Below are 24,204 nucleotides of genomic sequence, written 5' to 3'. Positions count from 1 at the left end.
GGCCCCTTGGGTGCGGGCTCGTTTCCGCGGCCAAGGACACAGTCACATCGGGCATTGGCGGCTTTTTTGCCGGCATCTTGGAGAGCCTGGCCTCTTGGCTGTGGTCCTTCATCTCCGGGGCATTCGGTGTCTCCAATGTCGACGATTCCCAGTGGACGGCGGTCCAGGGACTGACGAGCTGGTGGGTCGTTGTCATGATGACGCCGTTGGTGGCCGTCATGATCCTGCAACTGGTCTCGGGCCTCATCTCGCAACAAGCACGCCGGATCTGGCGCGCCCTGATCGGCGGCTTCGTCGCCGTGCCCGTCGTCAGCGGCGCCGTCTACCTGATGCAGGCCCTGACCCATGTCAGCGACAGCGCCTCGACAGCACTGCTGGCCACGATGGGATCTGACCCTTACGTGGTCTTCATGCGCCTCTTTGGGTTCAAGCATGGCACGGCCGGTTCCGGTCAAGCCTGGATTGCCACACCGTTCGGAGCGCAGTCCACAACAGGGAACCCAGCCATCGGCACCATCGTCATCACGGTGATGGCGACACTCATTGTCTGGGTTCTGGCGTTCATCCTGATGTGCTCGATGATCTTCCGCTCGTTCGCCCTGATCGTGCTGGCCGCCGTCGCCCCCGTCGCCCTGATGCTCATGCCGTGGGAGAAGACCAAGTCCTGGGCCGGGCGGTGGTGCGAGGTCGTCGTCGCCCTGCTGCTCGCCAAACCCTTGGCTGCGACAATTCTGGCCGTGGCCGTCAGACTGTACGCGAACTCCACCTCCTTTGCCGGAATGGCGGCCGGCGCAGTGGGCATGACCCTCGCCTGCGCAGCACCGCTGATGGCCTTAAAACTTGTCGGATTCGCCGGTGGCGAGCTGGCCGCCGCAGCACAATCAGCCGGCGGAGGTCATGTAGCACAACAAAGCTCAAGATTCGCCAGCCGACAGCTGGGACAGCAGCTGCACAACCATCACATGCTGACATCCGGCCGAGGTGGTCAAAGCCCCAAAGTGGTGCAATCCAGCGCGAAGCCTGAGACGGCCCACGTGAAGGATCCTGCTGTTTCCAGCTCGACATCCTCCCCGGACAAGCCCAAGATTCAGCAACGCCCCGGCGCATCGGCGACTCCGCAGGCTCCGACCTCCACTGCGCCGGACCCAGGCCAGGCATCGGCAACCGAAACTCCAAATCGACAGCAAACAACGGGCCAGCCCCGTGCGCCCCAGTCATCGCCAACAGGTAGCCCTACCGCGACAGGGAGGAGCACGATGACTCCACCACAGCAGGCGGGCCCCGGCGTGCCGCACCCAGGAGGCGGCCCGTCGAGTCCCGGCACCGCACGTCCTGGCCCATCATCTGGGCCCAAGCCGCGGCCACCGGCGTCCGGGCCCGGCAACCCACCCATCAGACCGCCCCACACTGGAGGACATCATGACTGAGGACAGCAACGCCTTGCAACCGGTGAGTTTTCCCCGGCACGAACGCCGCGGCGTCATCATGGGGTTGCAGTGGTACCAGCTTGCCCTCGCCGCAGGCGGCATCCTCATGGCAGGTGTGTCCTCGGCCATCGACGGACCAGCCGCATTCCTTGGCTCCAGCCCGGCGTGGATCTTCCTGCTGCTCTTTGGCATCCTGCAATATGCGAGAACGCCGTATCCCCTCTGGGCGCTGACCGGGACCCGGTTCCTTGTGAGGAAGCTGACCGGGCAGACCGCCTATTTCCTGCCCACCATGGACCCAGTCCCGGTCGGAACTCTGGTCCTTCCCGGCGGGCTAGCGTCCTTGGCCATCCACCGCACTGCCTTCGGTGAATGCTTTGTTGTGGATGCCCAGGCCCACGAGGCCTTCGCCGTCCTGCGCTGCCGCGCTGGCGCTTTCGCACTGCTGGATGATGACGACAAGGCTTACGCCGTCCAGGCCTGGTCACGGGTGCAGGCCGCCCTGGCCAAGCGGCCCGTCGTAGCCAGGATCGCCATTCAGGACCACACCGTCCAGTTCCCGGCCACCGCGCTCCAAGACTATTACGACCAGCAAGTCACCTCCCGTGGCGGCGAAATCCCCGCCTCCGGCTGGGGGGACAGCTCCTACAAGGACCTCATCGCCGCGGCCGGAACGGCATCGAGCCATGAAATCCTCCTGACCTTGGTGGTGAACACCGCCAAGGCCCGGCGCCGGATCCACGACGCCGGCGGCGGTACAAAAGGGCTGGAGCATACCCTGCGCTCAGAAATCCAGGCCCTGCGCACCGGGCTCAAAACCCACGGGGTGATCGTGGAGGAATGGCTGGGGGACCGGGGCTTCGCTGCAGTCCTGCGGGGAGCGTTTGACCCGGAATCGGTCATGCGAACCTCCCAACGGACAGGCGACTTCAAGGGCGTGGACCCGGGCCAGGCCGGCCCCGTGGCTTTGGAAGAACATTGGTCCTACATTCGCACCGACAGTGGCTTCCACCAAACCTTTTGGGTCGCGGAATGGCCACGCCAAAAAGTTTTCCCGGGATTCCTGCACCCGCTGGTCTACGTCGGCGGCTTCCGGCACACCGTCACCCAGGTCATCAAGGCCATCCCCACCGACCAGGCACTCAAGGACATCCGCTCGGCCCACGAAGCGCATGAGACACGTCGGCGGATCAATACAAAGTTTGACCGCCCCACCACACGCGAACAACGGGCCGAGGAAGAAGAAGTCCAACGGCGCGAGGAAGAGATCGTCGCCGGCCACGGGGACGTCCGCCCCGCCGCATACGTCACCATCACCGGCGACTCCCTGGAGGAACTCTCCAGCCACCGGCAGGAACTCGAATCAGCCGCCGCCAGCGCTTTCGTCGATCTGAGGCTGCTCGTGGGTGAACAGTGGCCTGCCTTCATCGCCGGAGGACTGCCCCTGGGAAGGGGACTGAAATGAAAACCACCCAGCTGGCCGTCGTCTTCATCCCAAGCCATGAGTCCCGCAGCGCCAGGCGAGAACGCCGCCAGCTGCAGGGCCAAGCCGTCGCCGGTCGGCAGGAACCCTTCTGGAAGAAGATGGGACTGCTGGCCGGCGACGAGGAAGGACCCGCCACCACGCACCGGCAGCAGCCCTTCGGCCGACATTCCCTCAAGGGCCCGCACCGGCTCCACCCGGCCCCGCACCGGGCCTCCACCATGACCTTCGCCGCCGCGTACCCCTTCATCACCGAATCCGGGCTCGGCCACGAAGGCACCTACATCGGAAGCGATGTCTTCGGCTCCGGCGCGTTCTCCTACGATCCCTGGGTGCTCTACGACAAGGGCGTCATCAGCGGCCCCTCCATCGTGGTCATCGGCACCGTGGGAACCGGCAAATCCATGTGCGGGAAATCCTTCGTCGCCCGCTCCATCACCCTGGGGCGAAAGGCCGCCGTCGCCTCCGACCCCAAAGGCGAATGGGTCCCCGTAGCCAACGCCGTGGGCGGCAAGGTCATCTCAGTAGGCCCGGGCCGCGCCACCCGGGTCAACCCGCTCGACGCAGGTCCCCGCTCCCAGGACCTGTCCAACGCCCAATGGCAGGCCGTAGTCCGACAACGCCGCCGACAACTGCTCGTCGCCCTCGTCTCCCTCATGCGCCAGGGAGTGCCGATGCATCCCGTCGAACACACAGCCCTGGACATGGCCCTGACCGAGGCGGTTGCCGCCAACGAAACGCCTACACTGCCCATGGTCCTGGAATACCTGCTCAACCCCTCGAAGGAGACCCGGGAACTCGTCGGCCCCGACGGCGGCCGCGCCGTCGCCCACTCCCTCCGGCGCACCGTATCAGGCGACTTGGAGGGGATGTTTGACGCACCCTCCACAGTCTCCTTCGACGCCGATGCACCGATGATGGTCATGGACACCTCCGCCCTGATCGGCGCCTCCGAACAGGCACTCTCCCTGGCCGCCGCCTGCGGGGCCACCTGGCTGGAAGCTGCCATCACCAACCCCGACGGCGGCAAACGCATCGTGGTCTATGACGAGGGATGGCGCATGCTCGCCGACCCGTACATGCTGGTCAAGATGAGCGAACAGTGGCGGCTCGCCCGCACCTACGGCATCGCCAACCTGCTGATCATGCACAAGGTCGCGGACCTGAACGAGATCGGCGACAGCACCAGCGCCCACCGCCAAAAAGCACTCGGCCTGCTCACCGAGGCAGACACCCGCATCATCTACCGCCAAAAACACGACTCCATGCGCCTGACCAAAGACGCCCTCGGCCTGACGGAGGCCGAATCCGCACAGGTCGAGGAACTCCCCAAAGGGGTCGGCCTGTGGAAGGTCGGCAACCGATCCTTCATCGTCGCCAACCAAGTCACCAGCGACGAACTCACCGTCTTCAGCACCGACCACAGGATGATGCCATGAACCTCGTCCACGCAGACTCCACACCACTCATCACGACCGGCCTGGTCTGCGGGGCAGCCTTTGTCGGGTTCAGCGGCCTCACCGAGGCCGCCGCGAACGTGGCTGCCCAATGGAAATGCGGGCGCGGGCTGGGCGGCCCACCGAGCCCGGTGGCCGCCGTCGGACTTTTCACCGGGAACCTTGCCGCCATCGGCCAGCCCCCGCCAGGCTGCGACATGGGAGTCGGCACCGTCTGGGTCCTCCTCGGCCCGGTACTGGTCCTGCTCCTGGTGGGGGTCATTGCGGCCTGGCTGATGTGGCGCAGCTGGCGCCAATCCGGAGCCTGGCTGCGCCAAGACATCCTCGGTAGGGACGGCATGGCCCAACGGGCCGAAGTTGTGCGCGAGTTTGGCCGGCGGGCCGCCCTGAAACGGGGCAGGATCACCCGCCCCGGACTGAAACACCCACACCTGGCTGACGTGTCCTGGACCCTCGGCACCTCGCGAGGCACCAAGGTCCACGTCTCGACCGAAGAATCCATGGTCATCCAAGGCGCCCCACGCTCCGGGAAAGGGCTCTTTGTTGTCATCAACGCCATCCTGGACGCACCGGGAGCGGTCGTGACCACCTCCACCCGCGCCGACAACCTGGCCGTCACCATGAAAGCCCGGGCCACCGGCGGGCGACCCGTCACGGTCTTCGACCCGCAAGGCATGTCCGGACTGACGTCCACCCTGCGGTGGTCCCCGGTACGCGGCTGCGAGGATCCCGACGTGGCCGTCCGGCGGGCACTGGTCATCTCGGCGGATTCCAAAATGAGCGGCGAAAACGCCGCATGGCAGAAACGGGCACAAATAGTCCTCCAATGCCTGCTACACGCCGCAGCCCTCTCGGGAGAGGGGATCCAGGCCTTTCGGCGCTGGTCATCGAACCCCACACTGGCCACCGAGGCACTGGACATCCTGCACGGCCCGCACGCAGCGTTGGGCTGGCATTCGGACCTGCTGGGCATCCTCGAAGACGACCCCCGCAACACGTCAAATTCATGGATCGGCGTCTCCGCCGCCGTGGCACCCCTGTCCTCACCCCGGGTCCTTGCGGCCCTGGATCCGGCGAACCGTGAGGACGAATTTGATCCCCAGGCCTTCATTCGTGACCGCGGGACCCTGTACCTGATCGGCACCAAGTCCGGGTCAGCCGCGGCGGGACCGTACCTATCGGCTCTGATCGATGACATCGACGCCGCGGCCAGGGACATGGCTTTCACCGCCCCAGGAGGCAGGCTGGACCCGCCCCTGTCCCTGATCCTGGATGAAATCGCCAACCTCTCGCCCTGGCCAGGGCTGCCGATCGTGCTCTCCGACGGCGGCGGCATCGGGATCTCCACCATGGTCGTGCTCCAATCCCTCTCCCAGGCACGCTCCGGCTGGTCCATTGAGGAAGCCTCCACCATCTGGGAATCGGCCATCATCAAGGTGATCTTCGGTGGCGGCTCGGACGAGCGGGACCTTCGCGACCTGGCTTCCCTGCTGGGGGAGCGGCGCCACACTTACAGGACCCACTCCTGGTCCTCCCAAGGCCGGCAGGAAGGGGAACAGATCAGGGACCTGCCCGTCATTGCCCTGCACGAAATCCGGCGCCTGCCCGCCGGGACGGCCCTGATGCTCGGCCGACGGACCCGCCCCATCCTGCTGGACCTGCGCGGCTGGCACCAACGCCGCGACGCAGCCGCCTTGGGCCGCTCCAAGATTGAGGCCGAGGACGCCCTCGCCCAAGGCCACGTCCACCAGCAAGTCGTGGAGAAGGAGATCCGCGATGAACCTGTTTGACGACGACGATGCCGCCGCAGCACTCTTCAATGACATTGCCTCGGGCAGCTCCCAGGGCGGGGCGCCCGGTGGATTGACCGAGCCCACGCATAGGTGGCGGGACCTGGACAGTGTCACCGCACCCAAAGCCTGGACGGCCCTGGGACGGTGGGTTTCCTGGCTGGTCGCCACCTACCGGCTGACGACCTCGGTCGTCCCGGACTGCTGGTGGCAGCACCCCGAACTTGTCGCCGAACTCTACGCCCTGCAAAAGGCGGAATTGGCCTCCTACACGCCAACAGATCCCGGTTTCGGGCCCCTCGGGTTCCACGAACGGCTGCCCCTGGCCATCGAACGCCTCCGACAGGAAACCAGGACCATCGGCTGCGTCGGGCTCCAAGCCCACCGTGAGGCCCGGCCCAGGCTGCTGCCCACCGACGCCCCGGAATTCCTGGCCTGGTCGGCCGAGCCGCACCAAGTCTCCACTGGCAACTCAAATGACGACGGTCATGTGGTTGACGGCACTTTCCGCCATGGATAAGTAACACCGCAAACACGGGGAAAACAATTAGAGGCAAGGGAGGCGGCCGTCGTGGCCCCTGCAACAAGCAACCATCCGGACAACATGTACGAAGTGGGCCAACACCCGACCTCCCCACGTCAGAGCAACGAAGACCGGCTGACCGGGCTGACCCAACAACTGCACACCCTGTTGGAGAACGCCGTTTCGACTCCCGGGCGCTGGCACATGCTCCTGGACACCTCGGCAACACTGTGGCGGTACTCGGGGGGCAACATCGCTCTGCTCATGGCACAAATGGAGGAACGCGGGCAGCAACAGCCTCTGCTTGTGGCTGGGTTCCGTGAGTGGGAACGCCACGGCCGCAACGTCGTCAAAGGCGAGCACGCACTGTGGGTCCTTGCGCCTCGAACAGCATCCAGGAGCACGGGCGCGGAACCGGACGGCGACGCCAAGCCAGGGACTCCCGCTGCAGAGCCAGCAGGCTCAGGCGACGAGAAAGGTGACCGTAGAAAGATCGTCGGTTGGCGGACCCAAGCTGTCTTTGACGTGTCCCAAACAGAGGGGCAACCCATCTACATTCCCAGGCCCATACAAGGCGTGGGATCCTCACCAATGGGCCTGTGGCCATCACTGGTGAAATTTGCACAAGGCAAAGGATTCACCGTTGAACAATCCACGAGCCAATACGGTATGGCCAGTGGATACACCGACTTTGCGAACAAGAAGATCCAAATCGGGGCCTGGCTGGGCCCTGAACAGCGCCTCGCAGTGCTGGCCCATGAACTCGGCCACGTGTGCCTCCACGGGCCCAACGACAAACTCGGGCAACTCTACGGGAGCGGCCTGGACCATCGCGGCCTCGCCGAAGTCGAAGCAGAATCCGTCGCCTACACCGTGCTGCGCGCCCATGGTATCGATCGCAGCGCCCAATCCGGCAGCTACCTCGCCGGATGGGCCGACCAAGTTCTAGCGGTAGAACAAACCAGCGCGGCCGGGAAAACAATCGAGAAGGGCCCGGCCAGCCGGCTTGAGATCGCCCGCTCAACCCTGGCCCGCGTGACATCAGCGTGCCGCTCCATTCTGGAAGTCACGGATCCCGACAACCTGGGCGGCAAGCCCGCGACGGCCGGCATGGCCGTCGCCTGTGAACGCGGCGACCTCACAGGGCCGATGACCGGCCGCCAAGCAACCGACCTTGCCTCAAAGATCGACGCATCGTAAATCAAGCAACACTCCCGGCAGGACACACCGACCGGGATCAAGAAAGGTAGGAAAACAAAATGGGCACTAGAATCCCAGTCAGCATCAACGGCAACCTTGTTGCGGATCCGGAACTCACCTACGGGGAGTCTGGTATCGCCCATGCGAAGCTGCGCGTCGCCGTCAACCGGCGCTTCCAGGCGGCCGATGGCACCTGGCGCGACGGCGTCCCCGTCTTCCACAACGTCTCCGCCTTCCGTGCGCTGGCCGAAAACGTGGCAGCCTCCCTGAAGAAGGGCGACCCGGTCACCGTCGCCGGAGAACTCGAATTCAGGTCCTACGAGAAGGACGGCGCCCAGCACGAAGCCCGCCGCATCGTCGCCGAAGTCGTCGGCCCGGACCTGCGATTCGGCACGTCCTCCTACCAACGGACAACCAAGGCAAACTTAGGAGCATCCGTCGCAGCGCACGGGCCGGACCATACGGAGCCTGGGGTGGCCAACGGATGGGGGACCGCGCCGGCACACCCGATGTCAGCGCCCTCAGTTGGGGGGATACCTTCCAACGGTATACATATATGAGGGCAGCTCGGCAGCGATTGGATAGTATGCAGAATTCGGCAATATTCGCCAACCGGTGAATATCTGACATCTACTTCGAGCGAATAATACTTGCCAGCACGGAAACCGCACCCGAACGTCGCCCTGGCCGGTGCCAAAAATTGGGGGTCGCGCAACCATGGCTCTTGACGTTTCGTTAGGAAGTCTGCGAAGTGTCGCGATCGAGCATTTGAACGAGCTTCCGAACTTCTGACCCAAATTTCCTGTGGAGCTCTTCGGTGCTTAGCCGATCGAGGACACCAGTTTGCATGCTTGGATACAGCGCCAACAGTAAACTTTCTTCATCCGCACGCGTGAACCGGTCAAAGTTTGGTATGTACCTTCGAGTGCTCGTGTTTGGCTTTGTTACGTGCCAGTAAGCGCGAACAAATGATTTGGGCTTGAAGATGGCGGGAAGGCCAAACCTAACGACTAGCCGGGATACATATGAGTCGAGACGACAAAGGAGGGTCATGTCATCCATTTGAGAGAAGTAATGAATCCAGCCCCGTGGGACGTTCTCAAAGACACAACCAGCAATGACTAGGTCAAGACGGCGGAGAAGCGACTCCGCCGTCTTGTCTGCCCATCCTGGTGACGACATCCTGGCTGACTCGTACTTGTAGGAAGTGAAGAGTCGGATGACCGTGGTTTCAAGCTTGTGAATGCTTGAACGCCGAACGGTCACTCCTCTAGGGCTGAATTTGTATCCAAGGTAGTCGAATGAGTCCGTTAATCTTCCAATTTCAGATTTGGAGCCGTCCTTGAGGTCATGTACCGTCAACCCAATAGACGCGCACCTAGCCTTAACGTCCTCGAAAAGTGATTTAGCGTCCACTCCGTTGCAGAGAAGCAAGATGTCGTCGACATACCGAAAATAAGTCGCATGAATATTTCCTCGCAGCGCCAGATCGATGTCGGCCATTGCAATTTCAGCCAATAGGTTCGAAATCGGAAGACCTTGGGGGACGCCGATGATGCTAGAAAAATTGGGGCGGGGCGACTTCACTGAAACTGTCGGCGTCGAGATGGCTCTGGTGATCAGGTTACGTAGGCGAGGTTGCCGCAACTTGCGCTCGAGGCGGGACTGAATCGCACGGTGTGAGATGGAAGGGTAGAAGTTCTGAACGTCAATTCGGACGAATGAGTCGAATTTTGTTCTTTTCAGCTCAAAGGCAAGTTCGCCCACTTTTACCTGTGCTAAAGGGGTTTTTGCCTCAGGGAAAACTTCGACGATGACTCCTGCAAGTGCTTTCAGAGCAATTCGGTCCCGGGCCGTCGCGACGGAGACCACTCTGGGACGGGATTGGGCTCCCTTGGAAATTAGAATCTCGCGATAGCTCGTGAATTCGTACGTCCCGTCTCGCATCTTCCGACTCAGAAGGGATGCCACTGCATCCCACTCTCCCTCTATTGCTTTTGCTAGCTGGCCATCGCGACCGATGACGGTGTTATCGACGACGTATGTCTGGAACACATTATGTAGCTGGATCTTTGTCGTTGCACGTCGAAACGAAGCGGAAGCAGTCATCTACTGGCCTCCCCGAAATGCCCAGGCGGCAAAAGGCAAGACGACGAGGATGGGAACCACTAACGCGATGTAAGGAAGAAATGTGAGAACTCGTGTTGCTCGAAGGGTCCATTTACTCACGGCAGCGGTCGGGTCTGAGAATCCGTAGTCCGCCGAGGTGTGGTTCTCCGAGTCATCCAGCAATGCGTTGTAGCGTTCGGAAAGCTTGCGAACGCTATCGTCATCGAAAACTCCACGCTGTTGTTGCGCCTCTGCCTCTACGGAAAGCCGTTGGATCGCCCGATAGTTCATGAACATGTCCCGGCTTCGGACACCGTAGTTGAGTCCGGCTACGACAAGGGATGCCACCAGGGCCGCAACGGAAACACACACCAGCACAGTCGGCCCAGCAGAACCATACATTCGATCGTCGCTCAGTAGAGCGATTGATGCGATAGTAGTCGCAACGGCTAAGGCAAGCAGACTCGTATTCCAAGCACGTTGGCGAGCTTGAAGACGCTCCGCCGCTTTCAAACGCGCTTTGTAAGTTTTGTAGGACCGGTCGGCGATTCGGTCAAGTTCAATCATCAGACCCCACTCGGTTGAAGGACTCGGCTGTTCGTCGCAGATGCGACGGTGACGCAATCAATCAACGCCCGTAAACGAGCTTCGCCAACGGCGAGCGGACAAGCCGCAATCTTTCAGTAACACCCCAACTTCGGAGCGAACAGCCGAGTCACTTGAATATAGCGCACAGAAGCCCCTCCTAGCACGTCACTCGCCAGACGTTGCCCGCCCACCCAGGCACGAAAGCACGCGAACCTTAAACCACAAACTGAATTGGCCAGCTATATACAACCAAAGTGGTGCTCGGAACTAGGTCCTTAACGCGTCGCCCTTGGCCAGCACCCGATATTTTGGATCCCTGAAATAGGGGAGCGCATCCGCTGATGCAAAGGCGTGGTAGTTCGCCGCCATCAGGTAGTAGATCTCTGGCCAAGGTCCGTGGACTTGGATCTGGGCAGGGTCAGGTGAGATCAGCAGCACTGAACCGCGCCAGATTTCGTCCGGGATTGCTTCCATCCAGGCACGCTGAACATGGCCGAATTTGTCCCATCGAATCGTGATCCATGTGCCGGTTGGGTCCAACGAATGGATGTCCAGAACCGTGATCTCCGTAGTGACGCCAAGGCAGCTCTTGGCGGCGGCGAAGTGTTCCCATTGTTGAATGGCGTTGGTAATCCAGGTTTTGGTTCGGCGCATCTTAACAATCCAGATGGCTGCAGCCCCACCGGCGGGAAGGATGGTTACGGCCATGAAGACCAGCCCTGAGGTCCACGCGGCCGGCTGGTTGGTGAAGAGCCGAACGGCAACGATGAGGCAGACGCAGCTGATTACGCTGAGTGTGACTGCCCAGCCGGAGGACGTCTGGGGTTTGACCATCGGATTCGTTCGCATGATGAGACCTCCGCGTATGGATCGATTTTACAGCGAGGGGCCGACAGAGGGCAGGGTTGAATGTGGTGCGATCGGGATAACCAGTGCGGGCGCCGACTCGGTTGTGGTGGGCGCACTATTCCTTGCGGCAGTGATTCGGTTCTCGATCCGGGCTCGTTGATCGGCTTGTTGCCAGTCAGTCGTAGTGGGAGGTGGCCCGAGGGGAAGTGAATCGTTGTCGATCTCCCAGCGATCGCGGTAGCCCGCTACGTCGCGCACGAGGTCTTTCCACCTGTCGTCGTTGGCTTGTAAGCCCGTTTCTGCCTGGAGCTGACGCACCCAGTCCTCCTCGTTGGCGAGGGCGCGAACGGAGATCGTCGAGATTCGTTTGGCGATCCGCTGTTCAACGACATTGAGGAGTTCACGGAGGTCCTCCCGGTCAGTGGTCACCGTTCCGGGCGCGTACCCCGTGGCCGTGGTGGCGGAATGCTGCCGCTGCACGGCTTGCAGGCGTGAGTGCACGACGGCGGCCATGTCACGGGCCCCTGCCGTAGGCTGCAGTCCGCCGATCAGGGCCCGCTCGGCAAGCGGAGGGTCGGTGGCGGCTGCTCGCCTCCAGGCGGCGACCATGGCGCCCCAGGATGGTGACTCGTGCATTTCGGCCACAAGGTTGGGGGAGTGGGCGCTGATGAGGCGGGTGGCGTCGTCGGACGCGGCGATTTGTGCCAGGTAGTCATGCTCGGCCAGCAGCCGGGACAGGGAGTTGGCTTGGTTTTGTTGTTCGTCGCGGACTTCGTGGGCAGTGTGTTCGGCCCCTTCAACGGAGAGCACAGCGCCGAGGATCTGCCGCCAGTCCGGCAGGGAGGACGGGTCAACGCCGTGGTGGTCGCGGGGGTCGGGTTCGCTGATGTAGGCGTGGTTGCCGGCCTTCCCGCGGGTCATGGAGACGTAGAAGAGTTCGCGGGTGAGCCTGCCTTCGCTGACCAGGGTGTGGCCGGTGTCCACGGTGATGCCCTGGGAGCGGTGGGCGGTGGTGGCGTAGCCAAGTTCCACGAATTCGGCAAGGTAGCTGGGGCTAAGGAGAATTCGTGCGCCGTTGTCGCAGCGGATCCCTTCGATGGAGCCATCCAGGCTGGGTGGACTGGCCACCGTGATGAGGGTGCCGTTGCGGATGAAGTCGCCGGTGGCGTCGAGGATGTGGCGGTCGTTGCGCCGGGCCAGGATGGTGTCGCCGCGTCCGGCGTTCAGTCCGTCGCTGAGTTTCACGGTGGCCTCGGCGTCGATGGCGCCCTGGCCGACACGGTCGGCTTGGGCGCGTTCGTTGAGCATGGCGACGGTGTCGTTGTCGGGGGCGATCAGGATCGAGGTCTGGCCGGAGCGGATGTCGTCGTCCCAGTGGTTGTAGGCGTCGTCGACCATGTCGTCGTAGCTTCCGCTGCTGATGCGGTGGTGGGCGTCGTAGTCGGCGATGACGTCGAAGTCGCCCTGGCGGAGTTTGAGGGATGCGGCTCGCTCCCATTCGTTCGTGAAGCGCCAGACCGTGGTGAGGCGTTCTGCGCAGCCTGTCCGGTCCAGCCAGCCGAGCACGCCGCCGGCGTCGATGGAGTCCAGTTGGGCCGGGTCCCCGACCAGCAGGACCTTCGCCCCGGCGCTGGTGGCTTGGTCGAGGAGGGCGGCGAGCTGGTAGGTGGAGACCATGGATGCTTCATCGATGATGATGAGCTGGTCGGGGCGGAACTGCCACCGGGATTGTGTGGCGGTGAGGGCGCTCATGCGCTGTGCGAGGCGTTCCTGGGACTTCCGGGCTTGTGTGTCCCGTCTGGGGGATTGGCAGGCTGCTTGGTACCTTGCTGCGGCGTCTGCGTAGTGTCCTGCGCGGATGGCTGCCCCGGGTCCGGTGGATTCGTAGAGCCATTTGCTCACGTTGTCGGTGGCCAGGCCGAGCTCGCGTCCGAGGACGTCGGCGGAGGCCGCGGCGGGTGCGAGTCCGACGACGGTTCCGGTCCCGAAGCGGTCTTCCCAGAGGGCCTTGACGGCGCTCATGGTGGTTGTCTTGCCGGTCCCTGCGGGGCCGACGACGGCGTCCAGCCGCCTCCCGCTGGCCAGGACGGTCTCGGCGGTTCGACGCTGCTCACCCTGCAGTGACTCGTCGCGCCGGGTGAGGAATCGCTGCAGGGCTTCATGGGCGGCGGTGCGCTCGACGTGGGGGCTGGCGTCGAGCGTGTGGGCTTTCATGATGGCTTCCTCGTTCGCGAGGGTGGAGACGTCGGTGAAGAGGTGGGCGCTGGCCAGGTCAAAGACGCTGTGGCCGTTGAAGACCAGGTCGGGGGAGTTGGTGGTGGGGATGCCGTAGCGGAACTCGTTGAGCGCCACTGATTGTTCCTCGGCGGAGGTGGCGATGGCCTCCATGAGGTTGAGCCTGTCGGTGGCGGTGGCGCAGCGGATCTCAAGGCATACCCGTTCCGCTTCGGCGAGGAGGTTCCAGCGGTTCCAGGTGGCCCGCCTTCTGGCCACGATGTCTTTGACGAGTCCGGCGGTGCTGGTGATCCAGGCTTCGTCGGCGTCTGAGGTGCTTAGCGGGTGGGTGTGGGACCGGTTGATGGTTGCCGCCAGCACGTCCTCGGCGGTGAACCCTTTGGCTTGGGCCCGTTCACGCCATTGTCGGGTGCGGAGGTTCAGGGGGACGACGTCGTGGTTTTTGGCGGTGCGGGTGGTCAGGGTGGCTTGTTGGCGCAGCTTGAGTTTGACGGTGTTGCTGGGTTCGCGGCCGTGGGTTTCGGACCAGTCGTTGATGAGCCGAATCGCTTCTATGTCGATCAGCCGGGACCGGCTGGAAAATTCGCGGATGAGTTCGCTGTCGACGCCGGAGAGTTCGAAGCTGTAATTGTGGATGGTGCTGGAGGGCGTACGGACTTCCGCTTCGGTTCCCAGGTCCCGGCCGAGTTGGTCGAAGAGGAGCCCGTTGTAGTGTTCGCTGGCGGCAACGGTGGCCTTGTACAGTGTGCGTGAGTCGAGGCTGGTCCAGGCTCCGTCGGTGATCCGTTGGGCCTTGTTGGCGATGACGACGTGGGTGTGCAGCTGGGGGTCGCCGGAGCGGGATTCCCAATGGTCGAACGCTGCGGCTACGGCGCCTTGGACGCCGATGTGGGCGACTCCGGCGTGGCCGGCCCGGGTGTGGATGGCGGAGGTTTCCAGCCAGGCCAGGGTGGCTTCAAGGGCGGCATGGTGGGCTGCCATGATCCTGTCCTTGTCCTCGTCGCTGGCGAGGGCCCAAAGGACGGAGATGGACTTTGGCACGCTGAAGGTCAGGTCGAAGCCGGCCACGGCAGCGCGGCGCACGGGCTGGCCGTTTCTGCCGGTGACGGTCGTGGTCTGGCTAGGCTTATGGCCCAGGGACCCCCCGGTGTTGGGGTTTTCGCCGCGTTCAAAGAGGGCCTTCGCCGCCGCATCGGTGACTGTTGAATGGGGTTCCATTCCGATGCCGGGTAGGCCGGCGCCGAGCCATTGACCCGAAGGATTGCTGGCGTTCGTGTAGTAGCCGGTCAGGTCCCTGGTTTCGACGTCGGCATGGCTGGTGGTTTTGAGGAGGTAGGAGACGCCGGCCTCGGTGGACAGGCGAGCGATGGAGACGGTCATGACCTTGCCGCCCGGGTGTTCCAGCCGCGGCGGGTGAAGATCTCCGCCGTCCTCGGATCGAGCCGCGTGTTGGTTGCCTCGTTCAGGGCAATGAACCGTGCGGCAACTTGCTGAAGGTCCCTCATCGCCTGCCGCTCACGAAACGCGAGTTCTGACTTGTCTTTGCGCAAACCCGTCACCGTGGCTTCCATCTCGTCTGCTCTCGACGCCGCCCGTGACACTGCCCGGGCGCTGTCGTTGAGCTGTTCATGGGCCTCGGCAAGCCTGCTCTCAAATGATCGCGTCACGGCGGCAAGCTTGCGCTGGTCTTTGGACCGGATTTTTCGGAGCGCAGCCTCGTAGAGGGCGGTGAGCGCTGCCGCTGCTTCCTGGCTGTCGGTCGTCGACTTATCCTGCCGCCCGGTGCCCGTCGTCGTCATCCTCTTTCGGGTTTGCCGGTACCTGCGTTGGCGCCGGCTGTGGGCGCAGGCCGGCCGGCAAAAGACTTGCCGTGGACTGGCAGGGGTGAACGAGGTGTTGCATTCGGGGCAGATTCGCATAGTCATACCTATCCATGGTGATCCGGCCCCGGTTCCCTATGACTAGGCGTCACTTTCGACCGTGACGGCAACGGGCTTAGGTGCCACAAGTGTGAGGGATTTTTTGGTTGCGGCGGCAGGGGGGGTGAATTGGCTGTGGGGGCTGGTTTGGGGTTGGCGTCAGGCGATGGTTGCGGGTGGGGGGCGATTTTGCCGGGAGGGCTGTGGTGGCGGGGTAGTACTTCTTGGCTTGGTGGGGGGGTCGGCTGAAGATGTCAGTGGCGCATCCTAGTGTCGAACACGTATTCTATTAACGAGTTTGTCTTTAGAGGTGTGTTCGATGGTGGTTGGTGAACGTGTGGACGTCTGGACGACGCCGGCGGGGAGCCCTTTGGGGTTTGCGTGGCGGTCGGGACAGTACCGGATGACGGAGCTGCCGATGCGGTTCTTCACGCGCCGTCCCTGGTGGACGGAACAGGACCGGGTCAACAAGGGCATTGGTGCCCAGGTTCTCGAGACTGAGGTGTGGCGCCTGACCGCCACGCGGCACGGCCGTTCGGCGGAGCGGGTGTTTGAGCTGACGCGCGAGGATTCCGGGTGGCGGCTCGCCAGGATCCTTGGCTGAGCACGTATGTTCATTCACTTGCATGTTGCCTCCGCCTTTTCCGCCCACTACGGGGTGGACTGGCCCGACACCCTGGCCGCCGCGGCCAGGGATGGCGGCGCCGATGCCTTGGCCATCACCGACCGTGATGGCCTGTACGGGGTTCCCAAACACATTGCGGCCTGCCGGCGGGCGGGGATTGATCCGATCCTCGGCGTGGAGCTTGCCACCTTGGACCGCGACGGCGGGGTGACGGGCCGCGTTGTGGTCCTGGCCCACGGGCACAACGAGGGGGCCGGGTATGCGGCTTTGTGCCGGCTGGTGTCGACCGCGCACACCCGGTCCCCGGTCGGGGTGAGCCCGGGGGAGATTGCCGCGCATCTGCTGACCGGGTCCGGGCCGGTCGGGACGGTGTTGTTGGGGCCGCTCTCGGATGTCGGGCGGCGGGTCGGGGCACGCCGCGAGGGCCTGCCCTTGCTGCGCGCCTGGCAAGCAGTGCTGCCGGCCGAGGCGCTGCGTGTTGAGGTGGTGTCGCACCTTTCCGAGCCCGGGCAGCCGCTCAGCCACCCGCACGCCATTCGCATGCTCCGCCTGGCCGCCCGGTCCGGAATCACACCAGTGCTGACCAACATGGTCCGGTATGCCGAGCCCGATGGGGCGGTCACCGCGGATGTCCTTGACGCGGCCCGGGCACTGGCCTGTCTGGATAAGGTGGGGGTCCAGCCCACTGCCCAGGGGTGGCTCAAACCCGTACGAACCATGAAGGCCCTGGCCTCGGAAATTGCGGTGCTGGGCCAGTTCGAGGCGGGGGAGGCCAGGGCGCTGCTGGCGCAGACCGAGGCGCTGGCGGATGCGTGCCGGATTGATCCGGTCACCGATACGGGCTGGGGTGTTCCCGTCATGCCTGAGGCCTCCATCATCGGCATCACCGGCGACCCCCTGGCCGAACTCTGGGACCGGGCAAAGGCGGGCGTGGCAAGCAGGTATCCGGGAATCGGCGCCACGTCCCGGGCGACTGTGGAGGAGCGGTTGCGGGCAGAGATGGGAACCATCGCCGAGCTCGGTTTCTCCTCGTACTTTCTGACAGTGGCCGAGGTGACCCGGCTGATCCGGGAGATGGGGATCCGCTCCGCCGCCCGCGGTTCCGGGGCCGGATCCCTGGTCAACTATGCCCTGGGCATCTCCCAGGTCGACCCCATCCGGCACGATCTGTTGTTTGAGCGGTTCCTGAGCACGGAGAGGCAAACCCTGCCGGATGTTGACATTGATGTGGAGTCGGCTCGGCGGCATGAAATCTACCACCGCATTTTCGAGCGCTTCGGCCCGGAACGGGTGACTTTGATGTCCATGCAGTCCGGGTACCGGGCCCGGGGCGCGGCCCGGGACGCCGGCATGGCCCTGGGCATGGCGCCGGGAGACATTGACGGGATCGCCAAAGGCCTGTGGAGGTTCCCCGCGAGTGAGTTCCGGGAGGCGTTGGATGAAAAGCCGGAACTGCGCGATCTGGCCGGCCGGGTCGAGGGCAACCGGCAGCTGGATCTTCTGGTGGACATTACCGAGCGCCTGGACCGGCTCCCGCGTCACATTTCCATGCACCCGTGCGGTGTCATCCTCAGCAACGCTTCGCTGTTGGACCGCACCCCGGTCCAGCCCTCCGGGATGGGCCTGCCCATGTCCCAGTACGACAAGCACGACATGGACCCCATGGGGTTGATCAAGCTTGATGTGCTGGGCGTGCGGATGCAGTCCGCGATGGCCTACGCCATCACGGAAATCCGCCGCACCACGGGACAGGCCGTCGACCTGGAGGCTGTGCCGTTGGATGACGGGCCGACCTTTGAGCTGATCCGCTCGACCCAGACTTTGGGGTGTTTTCAAATTGAATCGCCCGGGCAGCGCGAACTCATCGGCAAGCTCCAGCCGACCGTCTTTGACGACCTCATCACCGACATTTCCCTCTTCCGGCCCGGCCCCATGCAGGCCGACATGGTCAAGCCGTTCCTGAACCGGCGCGGCGGCTGGGAAACCGTCGCCCAACTCCACCCCGACCTGGAACCGGTCCTGCGGAGCACGTACGGGATCGTGGTCTTCCACGAACAACTCATGCGCATCCTGGACATCTTCACCGGGTGCGGCCTCGCCTACGCCGACGTGCTGCGACGGCACCTCAGCAACGACGACAAACTCCCGGCGGTCGAGACCTACTTTCGCGCCCAATCCAGCCAACGCGGCTACACCCCCGAAGCGGTAGAGCGGGTGTGGGGTGTGGTCAAGGGTTTTGGCTCGTTCGGGTTTTGCCGCGCCCACGGGGCTGCCTTTGCCGTGCCCACCTACGAGTCGGCCTGGCTGAAGACACACTATCCGGTCCAATTCCTGGCCGGGCTCTGGACCCATGACCCGGGCATGTATCCCAAACGGCTCCTGGTGGCCGAAGCCCGCCGGCTCGGCATCCCCATCCTGCCCCTGGACGTCAACACCTCCACGGACGAATACGTCGTGGAACCGGCGGGCGACGGCGGCCTGGGGATCCGCATGTCCCTGGCGGACGTGAAAGGCATCCAAGCCAAGGAAATCGAACGCATCATCAACCAACGACCCTTCGATTCATTGGCCGACCTCAAGCAACGCGCCCGGCTCCGGGTCTCCACGATTGAGAGCCTGGCCCTGGTCGGTGCCCTCGACTCCCTCTACACCGGAAACCACCACCGGAGCCGGCGGGACCTGGCCGCCTGGAACCAAGCCACCCGCCACAGCAAACGCGCCCACGTCATCCCCGGCCAACTCGCCCTGCCCCTGCCGGCCATCGACGCCGCCAACATGACCGCCCACGAACCGGAAATGACCCCCACCGATGTCACCCGTGCCGAGCTCGACATCCTCTCCCTGGACGTCACCCACCACCTCATGGACTCCCACCAACCCCTCCTGAACCAGCTCGGCGTCACCCAGGCCAAAGACCTCCTGGGCCTGCGCAACGGCACCTTCGTCCGCGTCGCCGGCGTCAGGGTCGCCACACAGACCCCGCCCATGCACGGCGGCAAACGCGTCGTGTTCATCAGCATCGACGACGGCACCGGCTGCATCGACGCGACCTTCTTCGCCGACGCCCAGGAAAACGTCGCCCCGCCCATCCTCTTCAACACCCGGCTGCTACTGATCGAAGGAACCACCCGCCGCACCGGCCCGCGCGGCATGTCCCTCCAAGCCACTCACGCCACAGACCTCACACAAATTTCAGCCACAGGACTGGTCGGATGAACAAATGGGATGGTCGCACAGGGGAGTGCCGCATGAGATTTCCATGCGGCACTGGATCCCCAGCTTATGGTGATTAATGGATCGCTAGCTTGAGCCGCTCGATCTCGGTCGGGTTGAATCCTGACCAATGGTCGTGGTCGTTGACAACAACCACGGGGGCTTGGGAGTAGCCGAGGTCCTGGACGTACTCGAGGGCGGCGGCGTTCGTTGTCAGGTCGACGACGTCGTAAGCGATGCCGGCATGGTCCAGGGACCGGCAGGTGAACCTGCACTGCTGGCAGCCGGGCTTGCTGTAGACCGTGACATTCATTGCCCTCACCTCACTCTCTGCTTCTGGTGCTGGGCCGCTTGAGCGGCCTATTGGTGGTTCCGGTATGCGGTGTTCTTGTGTTGCGCCCAGCCGGAGACGACGCCGGCGCCGAGCAGCTGGTCCAGCAGCCTGGCCAGGTGGTAGTCCGGATCAAATGTCAGGGCGACGTGCATGTAGTTCGCGGCAGCCGTTCCCCGGCCCTTCCACCAGCAGATGTGCCCGAGCATCGTCAACGGTGCCGCCGCATGGGTTGGGGCAGCGATGGTGAGCAGCTGTCGCAGCAGCCTTTCGGAGCTGTCGATCCTGTCCCATTGCGGGGCTTCGTCCGTGGCGCCAAAGAGTGTGGCTGCCATGGGCTCGTTGATGCCGGGCATGTCGGCCAGGATCTGGTCTCTGAGCCCGACGTGCTGCAGCCCGGCCAGGACCTCGGCCAACTGCTCGTGGGTGGGGTCGCCACCGTGGTCAATGAGCTCCATCCACAGACGGTATGCCGCGCCAAGGCTCTGGGCGGGGTTGATGGACATGTCCCGCAGGGCTGCTTCGACGGCGTTGTGGTCGGCATGGGTGGCGGCCAGCTCGGGGATAGCGGGTGTGTCATTTTGTTCAATTAGGCTGCCCTGGTAGACCAGTTCGGCGTTGAGCATGCTGGACTCAATGGCAGTCAGCGGGGTCTCCTTGCCGCAGAGGGCGGGGTTGGTGCCGTCGTAGGTGGCGAAGGATTCGGGGCCGACGATCCATACGTGGTGGACGAGCAGTCCGGTGGCCGAGAACTGGCGCTTGAGTCCCTGAATCATGGGGGCGAATGGCTTGGTGTGTCCCTTGCCCCAGTGCTGGTGGGGGAAGAGGGCGATGAGGACGGCGGTGGCGTCGTGGTCGATACCGAAGTAGTGGGCGACGCGTTCGGCGTAACTCTCGGCGAAGTCTTCCTTGCCGGGGAGGTTGACGCGGAGGGTGGGGCCGAGGGCGGCGCCGTCGAGGGCGACGCAGACGAGGCTTTCCTGGGGCCAGTAGCCGAGGCTGTGGCCCATGTCGCTGATGGCGTCGGCCGGGCTGCTGATTCTGATCGGTTCCATTGTCTTGCTCCTCTTGTGTGTTCGGTGGTTGGTTGTTCGCGGCCGCCTGCTCTGTTGGTGCCTTCTGGTAAGAGGAATCACCGCTGGGTGTTAGGGGCCGGAGGGCAACTTGGGGTACCGGGCACGGGGCAAAAATTGTTTCGAGGAAATAAGCGACGCAGGAGCGCCGAGGAAGAATTTTTGGAGGAGTGGCCGGCGCGCAGCGCCCTGGTTGCGTGAAGGACCCGCCCAGCGATGATGGGGTACCAGAAGGCACAACGCGGTTCGGCATGTGTTCATACAGGTCCATCGACCCTGATGCTTGTACGGGCTGACTGGCGGAATCGCTGAAACGCTAGAGCCACGGGTTCCTGCATCTGTTTTCATGTCTGTTCATGGGGCTAACGGAGCTGAACGACATGACTGGTTTCACAAGGACTGTGGGGTTGGCGGGATCCAGTGGGACGTGGGGCGCTGCAATCCGTGAGGATGGTGGCAACTGCTGCAGGCAGTCTGGAAGCTAGATCACGATCATGGGAATGTCGGCCGTTGACGTCCCGTGGGGGCTTGCCGACGGGACTGCGGGGGTTGCCTCAGACTCCCCAATCTGTGGTCGCGCCGCGACGACGGGCGGTTCGAGCAGACTGACAGCTGCGGCTGGGGACACGGGGACCATGTCGCGGAAAATTGGCGCTCAGCTGAAAGGCGAAGCTCCGGCTCTAAAGAATTCGACAACCGCATGCCCAGTCTCCTGACGGGCCAGAGTAGTAAAGTCCCGGCGGAGAATGGCAAGCCGTTCCAATTCGGCTTGAAAGGCGGCTTGCTGTTCATTCGTCCAGGCATGGCCTCGAAGCGTGGTCCCGAGCGGTCCTCGAGCCTTACCAGGCTCTGAACCCTTCGCGATCAGCAGGGAGACCTGGTCTAGAACCTCATTGGCGAGTGTGATTGCCTCGCGAGATCCAACCGTCCACACGTTCGACCAAGACTGATATAACGGGTCAAGGTCGTGTCGAAATAAGGCAATAATTCCTTCGGGGTCGACTGGTTTGTGACTCCCCGTCAGAAGTCTGGCCGTCTCCACGATGCCGGAGCGGGTAGCGATGATCAGCCTAGCTTCCGTGGCGGTGAAAGCGATAAGCCCACACGACGCAATGAAGGCGCTATATGCACCGGTTCGACTTTCGAGAAGCGCGGCCTTCGCCGCCCGACGCCCGGCGAAGTAACCCGTTATGAGTGTGCCTCCGGTTGTGGCGATCGCCCCCACACCCACACCTAGTAGGCCGATCCAAGCCGCGTCCATCCGAATAGTCTAAGACCTCTGCCGAGATGTTGCGGTGCTTGGGTGCAGTGGTGTGTGAGGGCCTTAGTGGCGGCATGGCTGTAAGCCGCTTGGTCTGCGTCTGTGGTGGTGCGCTGCTTGTAGGTGCTGTGGCAGCCCTATCAAACGGACCGTGCGGAGGGTGACCGGGAGGTACTCGAAATAGTGCTACCTAGTCAGGCCTTTGGGTCCCGTCGTCCATGGCGGTAGCTGTGAGTGCATCGCGTCGCGTTCGGTCGCAGGGATGTCCATACGGTCTGCGAGCAATGCTCCTAGCCCCGCCAGGGACTTGTCCGCATCGGCTCCTCTGGCGAAGCGCCAGGTGATGTTGTCGTCCCTGGTGATCAGGTCAATTTCTGCCCGCCCAGTTGCGTCATCATCTCGAAAACGTACGTACCGAATTTGGGAGTTCTGTACTGAGCGGCGCACAATTCCGTACTTTCGGAAGTCAGATTGATCAGCAATCAGGACACGTTGTTGGCTCACTGCGATCAAGACACCGTTTGCGCCGCGTTCGCGTGCGGTGGCCATGGCAACCAGGTTCTCGTCTTCATCCAGATGCCATCGGAGAATACGTAGGTCCTGATCGAGTAGCTCAGCGTCGTCGACATAGCATGTGTTCGGTTGTTCGAGTGGTGTGCGCGCAGGCCGCACGGTTCCGGAAAGTTTCTCGACCGCGCTGAGCAGCTGCTGCGCCATCCTCCCGACGTCTCCGGCGCTTCTGCGGGCTCCTGTGAAGGGGATTGTCCATTTCCCGGGAAGCTCAGAAAGTATGCAGAGTTCGCGATTGAGCGTGTCAAGGAGCGTCGACATTTGATTGAGGGTACGGTCATATTCGCCTCGCGCGTTGTCAATGATCGTCTGGAGTAGTTTCTCCTCACGAGGGTCTTCATCTGCGCGAAGTCTCGCTCTTCCGGCGCGCAGTGCTTGGTACTCGAACCAGGACTTGTGCGCTAGCAGAAGGCTGTAAAGGTCGAGAAGGATCGCCTCGCCATTCTTTTCAATGTACTGGCGCCGCTCCTGATGGCCTTTTCGCTGCGCCAACTCAACGGTGTGATCTCTGACGTGCCCTTTGAAGAGGTTGCGCTGCTTTCGAAGGTCGGCTTCTTTACCGGCGATGTTTTCCCATACCCCCGGGATAACGCCGCCGGCAATGTTGGCGCTATTTACCGCTTCGGTCACAGCCTCCTCGAGCCCTGAGAGCTCAGCCCATTGTTCACGTCTGACCGTTTTGAGGACGGTCTCTGTCAGCGCTAGGTTCTGCTTGACGAGACCGGATATTTCGTTCAATTGAATTTGAATGGCCATCATAGCGACGGCTGGGCCGAGGCTCGCAACCACTCCGACTGCGTTGGCACCTGTTGCGGGAAGCCAACGGACTTGTGCAGTGAACTTGCCATTCTGTGCTGCCAGCACACCGATGTTGTAACCGCCACTCTGGATCGGGGCGGCGCCCGCCTGCAAGGCTTTCAGAGTCTCCGGCGCGAGTCGGACAAGTCCGTGAGCTTGTGCGAGCCCATTTGCGACTTGGCCTCCAACGTTGAGGATCCCACTCGTTGCCGCTACCGCGTCCACAATTGCCGCTTGGTCGTCCGGCGAGACAAGGCTGAAGGGGATGAGGTCGAGGCCTTCCGGTACCTGACCGAATACGAGCGCTGTACCGGGTGATACCTCGACAAGTGCAGACTCGCTGGGTTCTTCAGGGCCTAAGCTCACTTAATTCCTCCTATTGGGCGTCATGGTATGTCTTGGGGTGCTGTGATTTGAGCCTTGTGGGTCCTCGAGTCCTGGAGCGCGGCTTTGATGCCCGTCGAGGAGGGCAATAACATCGACGCCCCCGTTCACCGTCCTCCATTTAACCAATTACTCGAAGCAACTACCAACATTGAGAAGCAGCCTGCGCGACCCACAAATTGGATCATATCGGACTCCCAACGCCGAAATTACTTTCATAAGCCCATCATGGACGGCTTGTTTCTCCCCTGACGCCGATCCCTCGCACTGATCCCCTCAAGTCCCTTGGGCGGCCCGTTGATGATGTCGTTGGGGTGATGTGCCTGGAGTTCGTCCAGGCCGCCGGACCTGGGAGGCATATTGCAACAC

17 protein-coding genes are annotated in these 24,204 nt (G+C 63.1%); 9 read left to right on the top strand and 8 right to left on the bottom strand.

Annotated elements, in window-relative coordinates; genetic code table 11:
• Positions 1 to 77 precede the first annotated feature (77 nt).
• From DMB86_RS12590 to DMB86_RS12565, 7 genes are all read left to right on the top strand, one after another.
• Complete coding sequence (locus tag DMB86_RS12590) at positions 78 to 1,427, top strand: type IV secretion system protein (protein ID WP_171814473.1); 1,350 nt, start codon at positions 78 to 80, stop codon at positions 1,425 to 1,427.
• Positions 1,420 to 2,892: an SCO6880 family protein gene (locus tag DMB86_RS12585; protein ID WP_113718113.1), complete on the top strand. Its 1,473-nt coding sequence runs from the start codon at positions 1,420 to 1,422 to the stop codon at positions 2,890 to 2,892. Before DMB86_RS12590 ends, DMB86_RS12585 begins: the two co-directional genes overlap by 8 nt.
• On the top strand, positions 2,889 to 4,349 hold the full coding sequence (locus DMB86_RS20610; RefSeq protein ID WP_171814472.1) for an ATP-binding protein: 1,461 nt from the start codon (positions 2,889 to 2,891) through the stop codon (positions 4,347 to 4,349). The genes DMB86_RS12585 and DMB86_RS20610 overlap by 4 nt, the downstream gene beginning before the upstream one ends.
• Complete coding sequence (locus DMB86_RS12580) at positions 4,346 to 6,157, top strand: type IV secretory system conjugative DNA transfer family protein (protein WP_171814471.1); 1,812 nt, start codon at positions 4,346 to 4,348, stop codon at positions 6,155 to 6,157. The genes DMB86_RS20610 and DMB86_RS12580 overlap by 4 nt, the downstream gene beginning before the upstream one ends.
• Positions 6,144 to 6,677, top strand: a complete 534-nt coding sequence (locus DMB86_RS12575) for a hypothetical protein (protein WP_113718111.1) — start codon at positions 6,144 to 6,146, stop codon at positions 6,675 to 6,677. The genes DMB86_RS12580 and DMB86_RS12575 overlap by 14 nt, the downstream gene beginning before the upstream one ends.
• 84 nt (positions 6,678 to 6,761) lie before the next feature.
• Positions 6,762 to 7,880 (top strand): ArdC-like ssDNA-binding domain-containing protein, encoded by a 1,119-nt coding sequence (locus DMB86_RS12570; RefSeq protein ID WP_171814470.1) that lies wholly within the window; start codon positions 6,762 to 6,764, stop codon positions 7,878 to 7,880.
• A gap of 59 nt (positions 7,881 to 7,939) precedes the next feature.
• Positions 7,940 to 8,440 (top strand): single-stranded DNA-binding protein, encoded by a 501-nt coding sequence (locus tag DMB86_RS12565; protein WP_113718109.1) that lies wholly within the window; start codon positions 7,940 to 7,942, stop codon positions 8,438 to 8,440.
• 175 nt (positions 8,441 to 8,615) lie between these two features.
• On the opposite strand, the gene DMB86_RS12560 is transcribed toward DMB86_RS12565, so the two are convergent.
• The 5 genes from DMB86_RS12560 to DMB86_RS12540 form a co-directional block, all read right to left on the bottom strand.
• Positions 8,616 to 9,989, bottom strand: coding sequence for an RNA-directed DNA polymerase (locus DMB86_RS12560; RefSeq protein ID WP_113718108.1), 1,374 nt, complete (start codon positions 9,987 to 9,989; stop codon positions 8,616 to 8,618).
• Positions 9,990 to 10,556 carry an SLATT domain-containing protein gene (locus DMB86_RS12555; protein ID WP_113718107.1) on the bottom strand — a complete coding sequence of 189 codons (567 nt, stop codon included), beginning with the start codon at positions 10,554 to 10,556 and terminating at the stop codon, positions 9,990 to 9,992. It lies immediately after the preceding gene.
• Positions 10,557 to 10,844: 288 nt separating this feature from the next.
• The gene (locus DMB86_RS12550; RefSeq protein WP_129545523.1) at positions 10,845 to 11,426 is read right to left on the bottom strand and encodes a hypothetical protein; all 582 of its coding nucleotides are present in this window, start codon (positions 11,424 to 11,426) and stop codon (positions 10,845 to 10,847) included.
• Positions 11,427 to 11,453: 27 nt separating this feature from the next.
• Positions 11,454 to 15,041, bottom strand: coding sequence for a MobF family relaxase (gene mobF, locus DMB86_RS12545; protein WP_113718105.1), 3,588 nt, complete (start codon positions 15,039 to 15,041; stop codon positions 11,454 to 11,456).
• Entirely contained in the window at positions 15,038 to 15,460 is a 423-nt protein-coding gene (locus DMB86_RS12540) for a hypothetical protein (RefSeq protein ID WP_113718104.1), read from the bottom strand. Before DMB86_RS12540 ends, mobF begins: the two co-directional genes overlap by 4 nt.
• Before the next feature lie 538 nt (positions 15,461 to 15,998).
• Between DMB86_RS12540 and DMB86_RS12535 the strand changes: the two genes are divergently transcribed.
• On the top strand, positions 15,999 to 16,184 hold the full coding sequence (locus DMB86_RS12535) for a hypothetical protein (RefSeq protein WP_113718103.1): 186 nt from the start codon (positions 15,999 to 16,001) through the stop codon (positions 16,182 to 16,184).
• Positions 16,185 to 16,190: 6 nt separating this feature from the next.
• Positions 16,191 to 19,421, top strand: coding sequence for a DNA polymerase III subunit alpha (locus DMB86_RS12530; protein ID WP_113718102.1), 3,231 nt, complete (start codon positions 16,191 to 16,193; stop codon positions 19,419 to 19,421).
• Between the two features lie 73 nt (positions 19,422 to 19,494).
• On the opposite strand, the gene DMB86_RS12525 is transcribed toward DMB86_RS12530, so the two are convergent.
• The 3 genes from DMB86_RS12525 to DMB86_RS12510 all read right to left on the bottom strand — a co-directional run bounded on the left by DMB86_RS12525 (position 19,495) and on the right by DMB86_RS12510 (position 23,817).
• Positions 19,495 to 19,731 carry a glutaredoxin family protein gene (locus DMB86_RS12525; protein WP_113718101.1) on the bottom strand — a complete coding sequence of 79 codons (237 nt, stop codon included), beginning with the start codon at positions 19,729 to 19,731 and terminating at the stop codon, positions 19,495 to 19,497.
• A gap of 47 nt (positions 19,732 to 19,778) precedes the next feature.
• Positions 19,779 to 20,804: a DUF4192 domain-containing protein gene (locus DMB86_RS12520; protein ID WP_113718100.1), complete on the bottom strand. Its 1,026-nt coding sequence runs from the start codon at positions 20,802 to 20,804 to the stop codon at positions 19,779 to 19,781.
• Positions 20,805 to 22,269: 1,465 nt separating this feature from the next.
• Positions 22,270 to 23,817 carry a hypothetical protein gene (locus DMB86_RS12510; protein WP_113718098.1) on the bottom strand — a complete coding sequence of 516 codons (1,548 nt, stop codon included), beginning with the start codon at positions 23,815 to 23,817 and terminating at the stop codon, positions 22,270 to 22,272.
• Positions 23,818 to 24,204 lie beyond the last annotated feature (387 nt).

It is taken from the genome of Arthrobacter dokdonellae (assembly GCF_003268655.1).
Classification (GTDB): domain Bacteria; phylum Actinomycetota; class Actinomycetes; order Actinomycetales; family Micrococcaceae; genus Specibacter; species Specibacter dokdonellae.
This window is presented reverse-complemented; position numbering and strand designations above follow the sequence as displayed.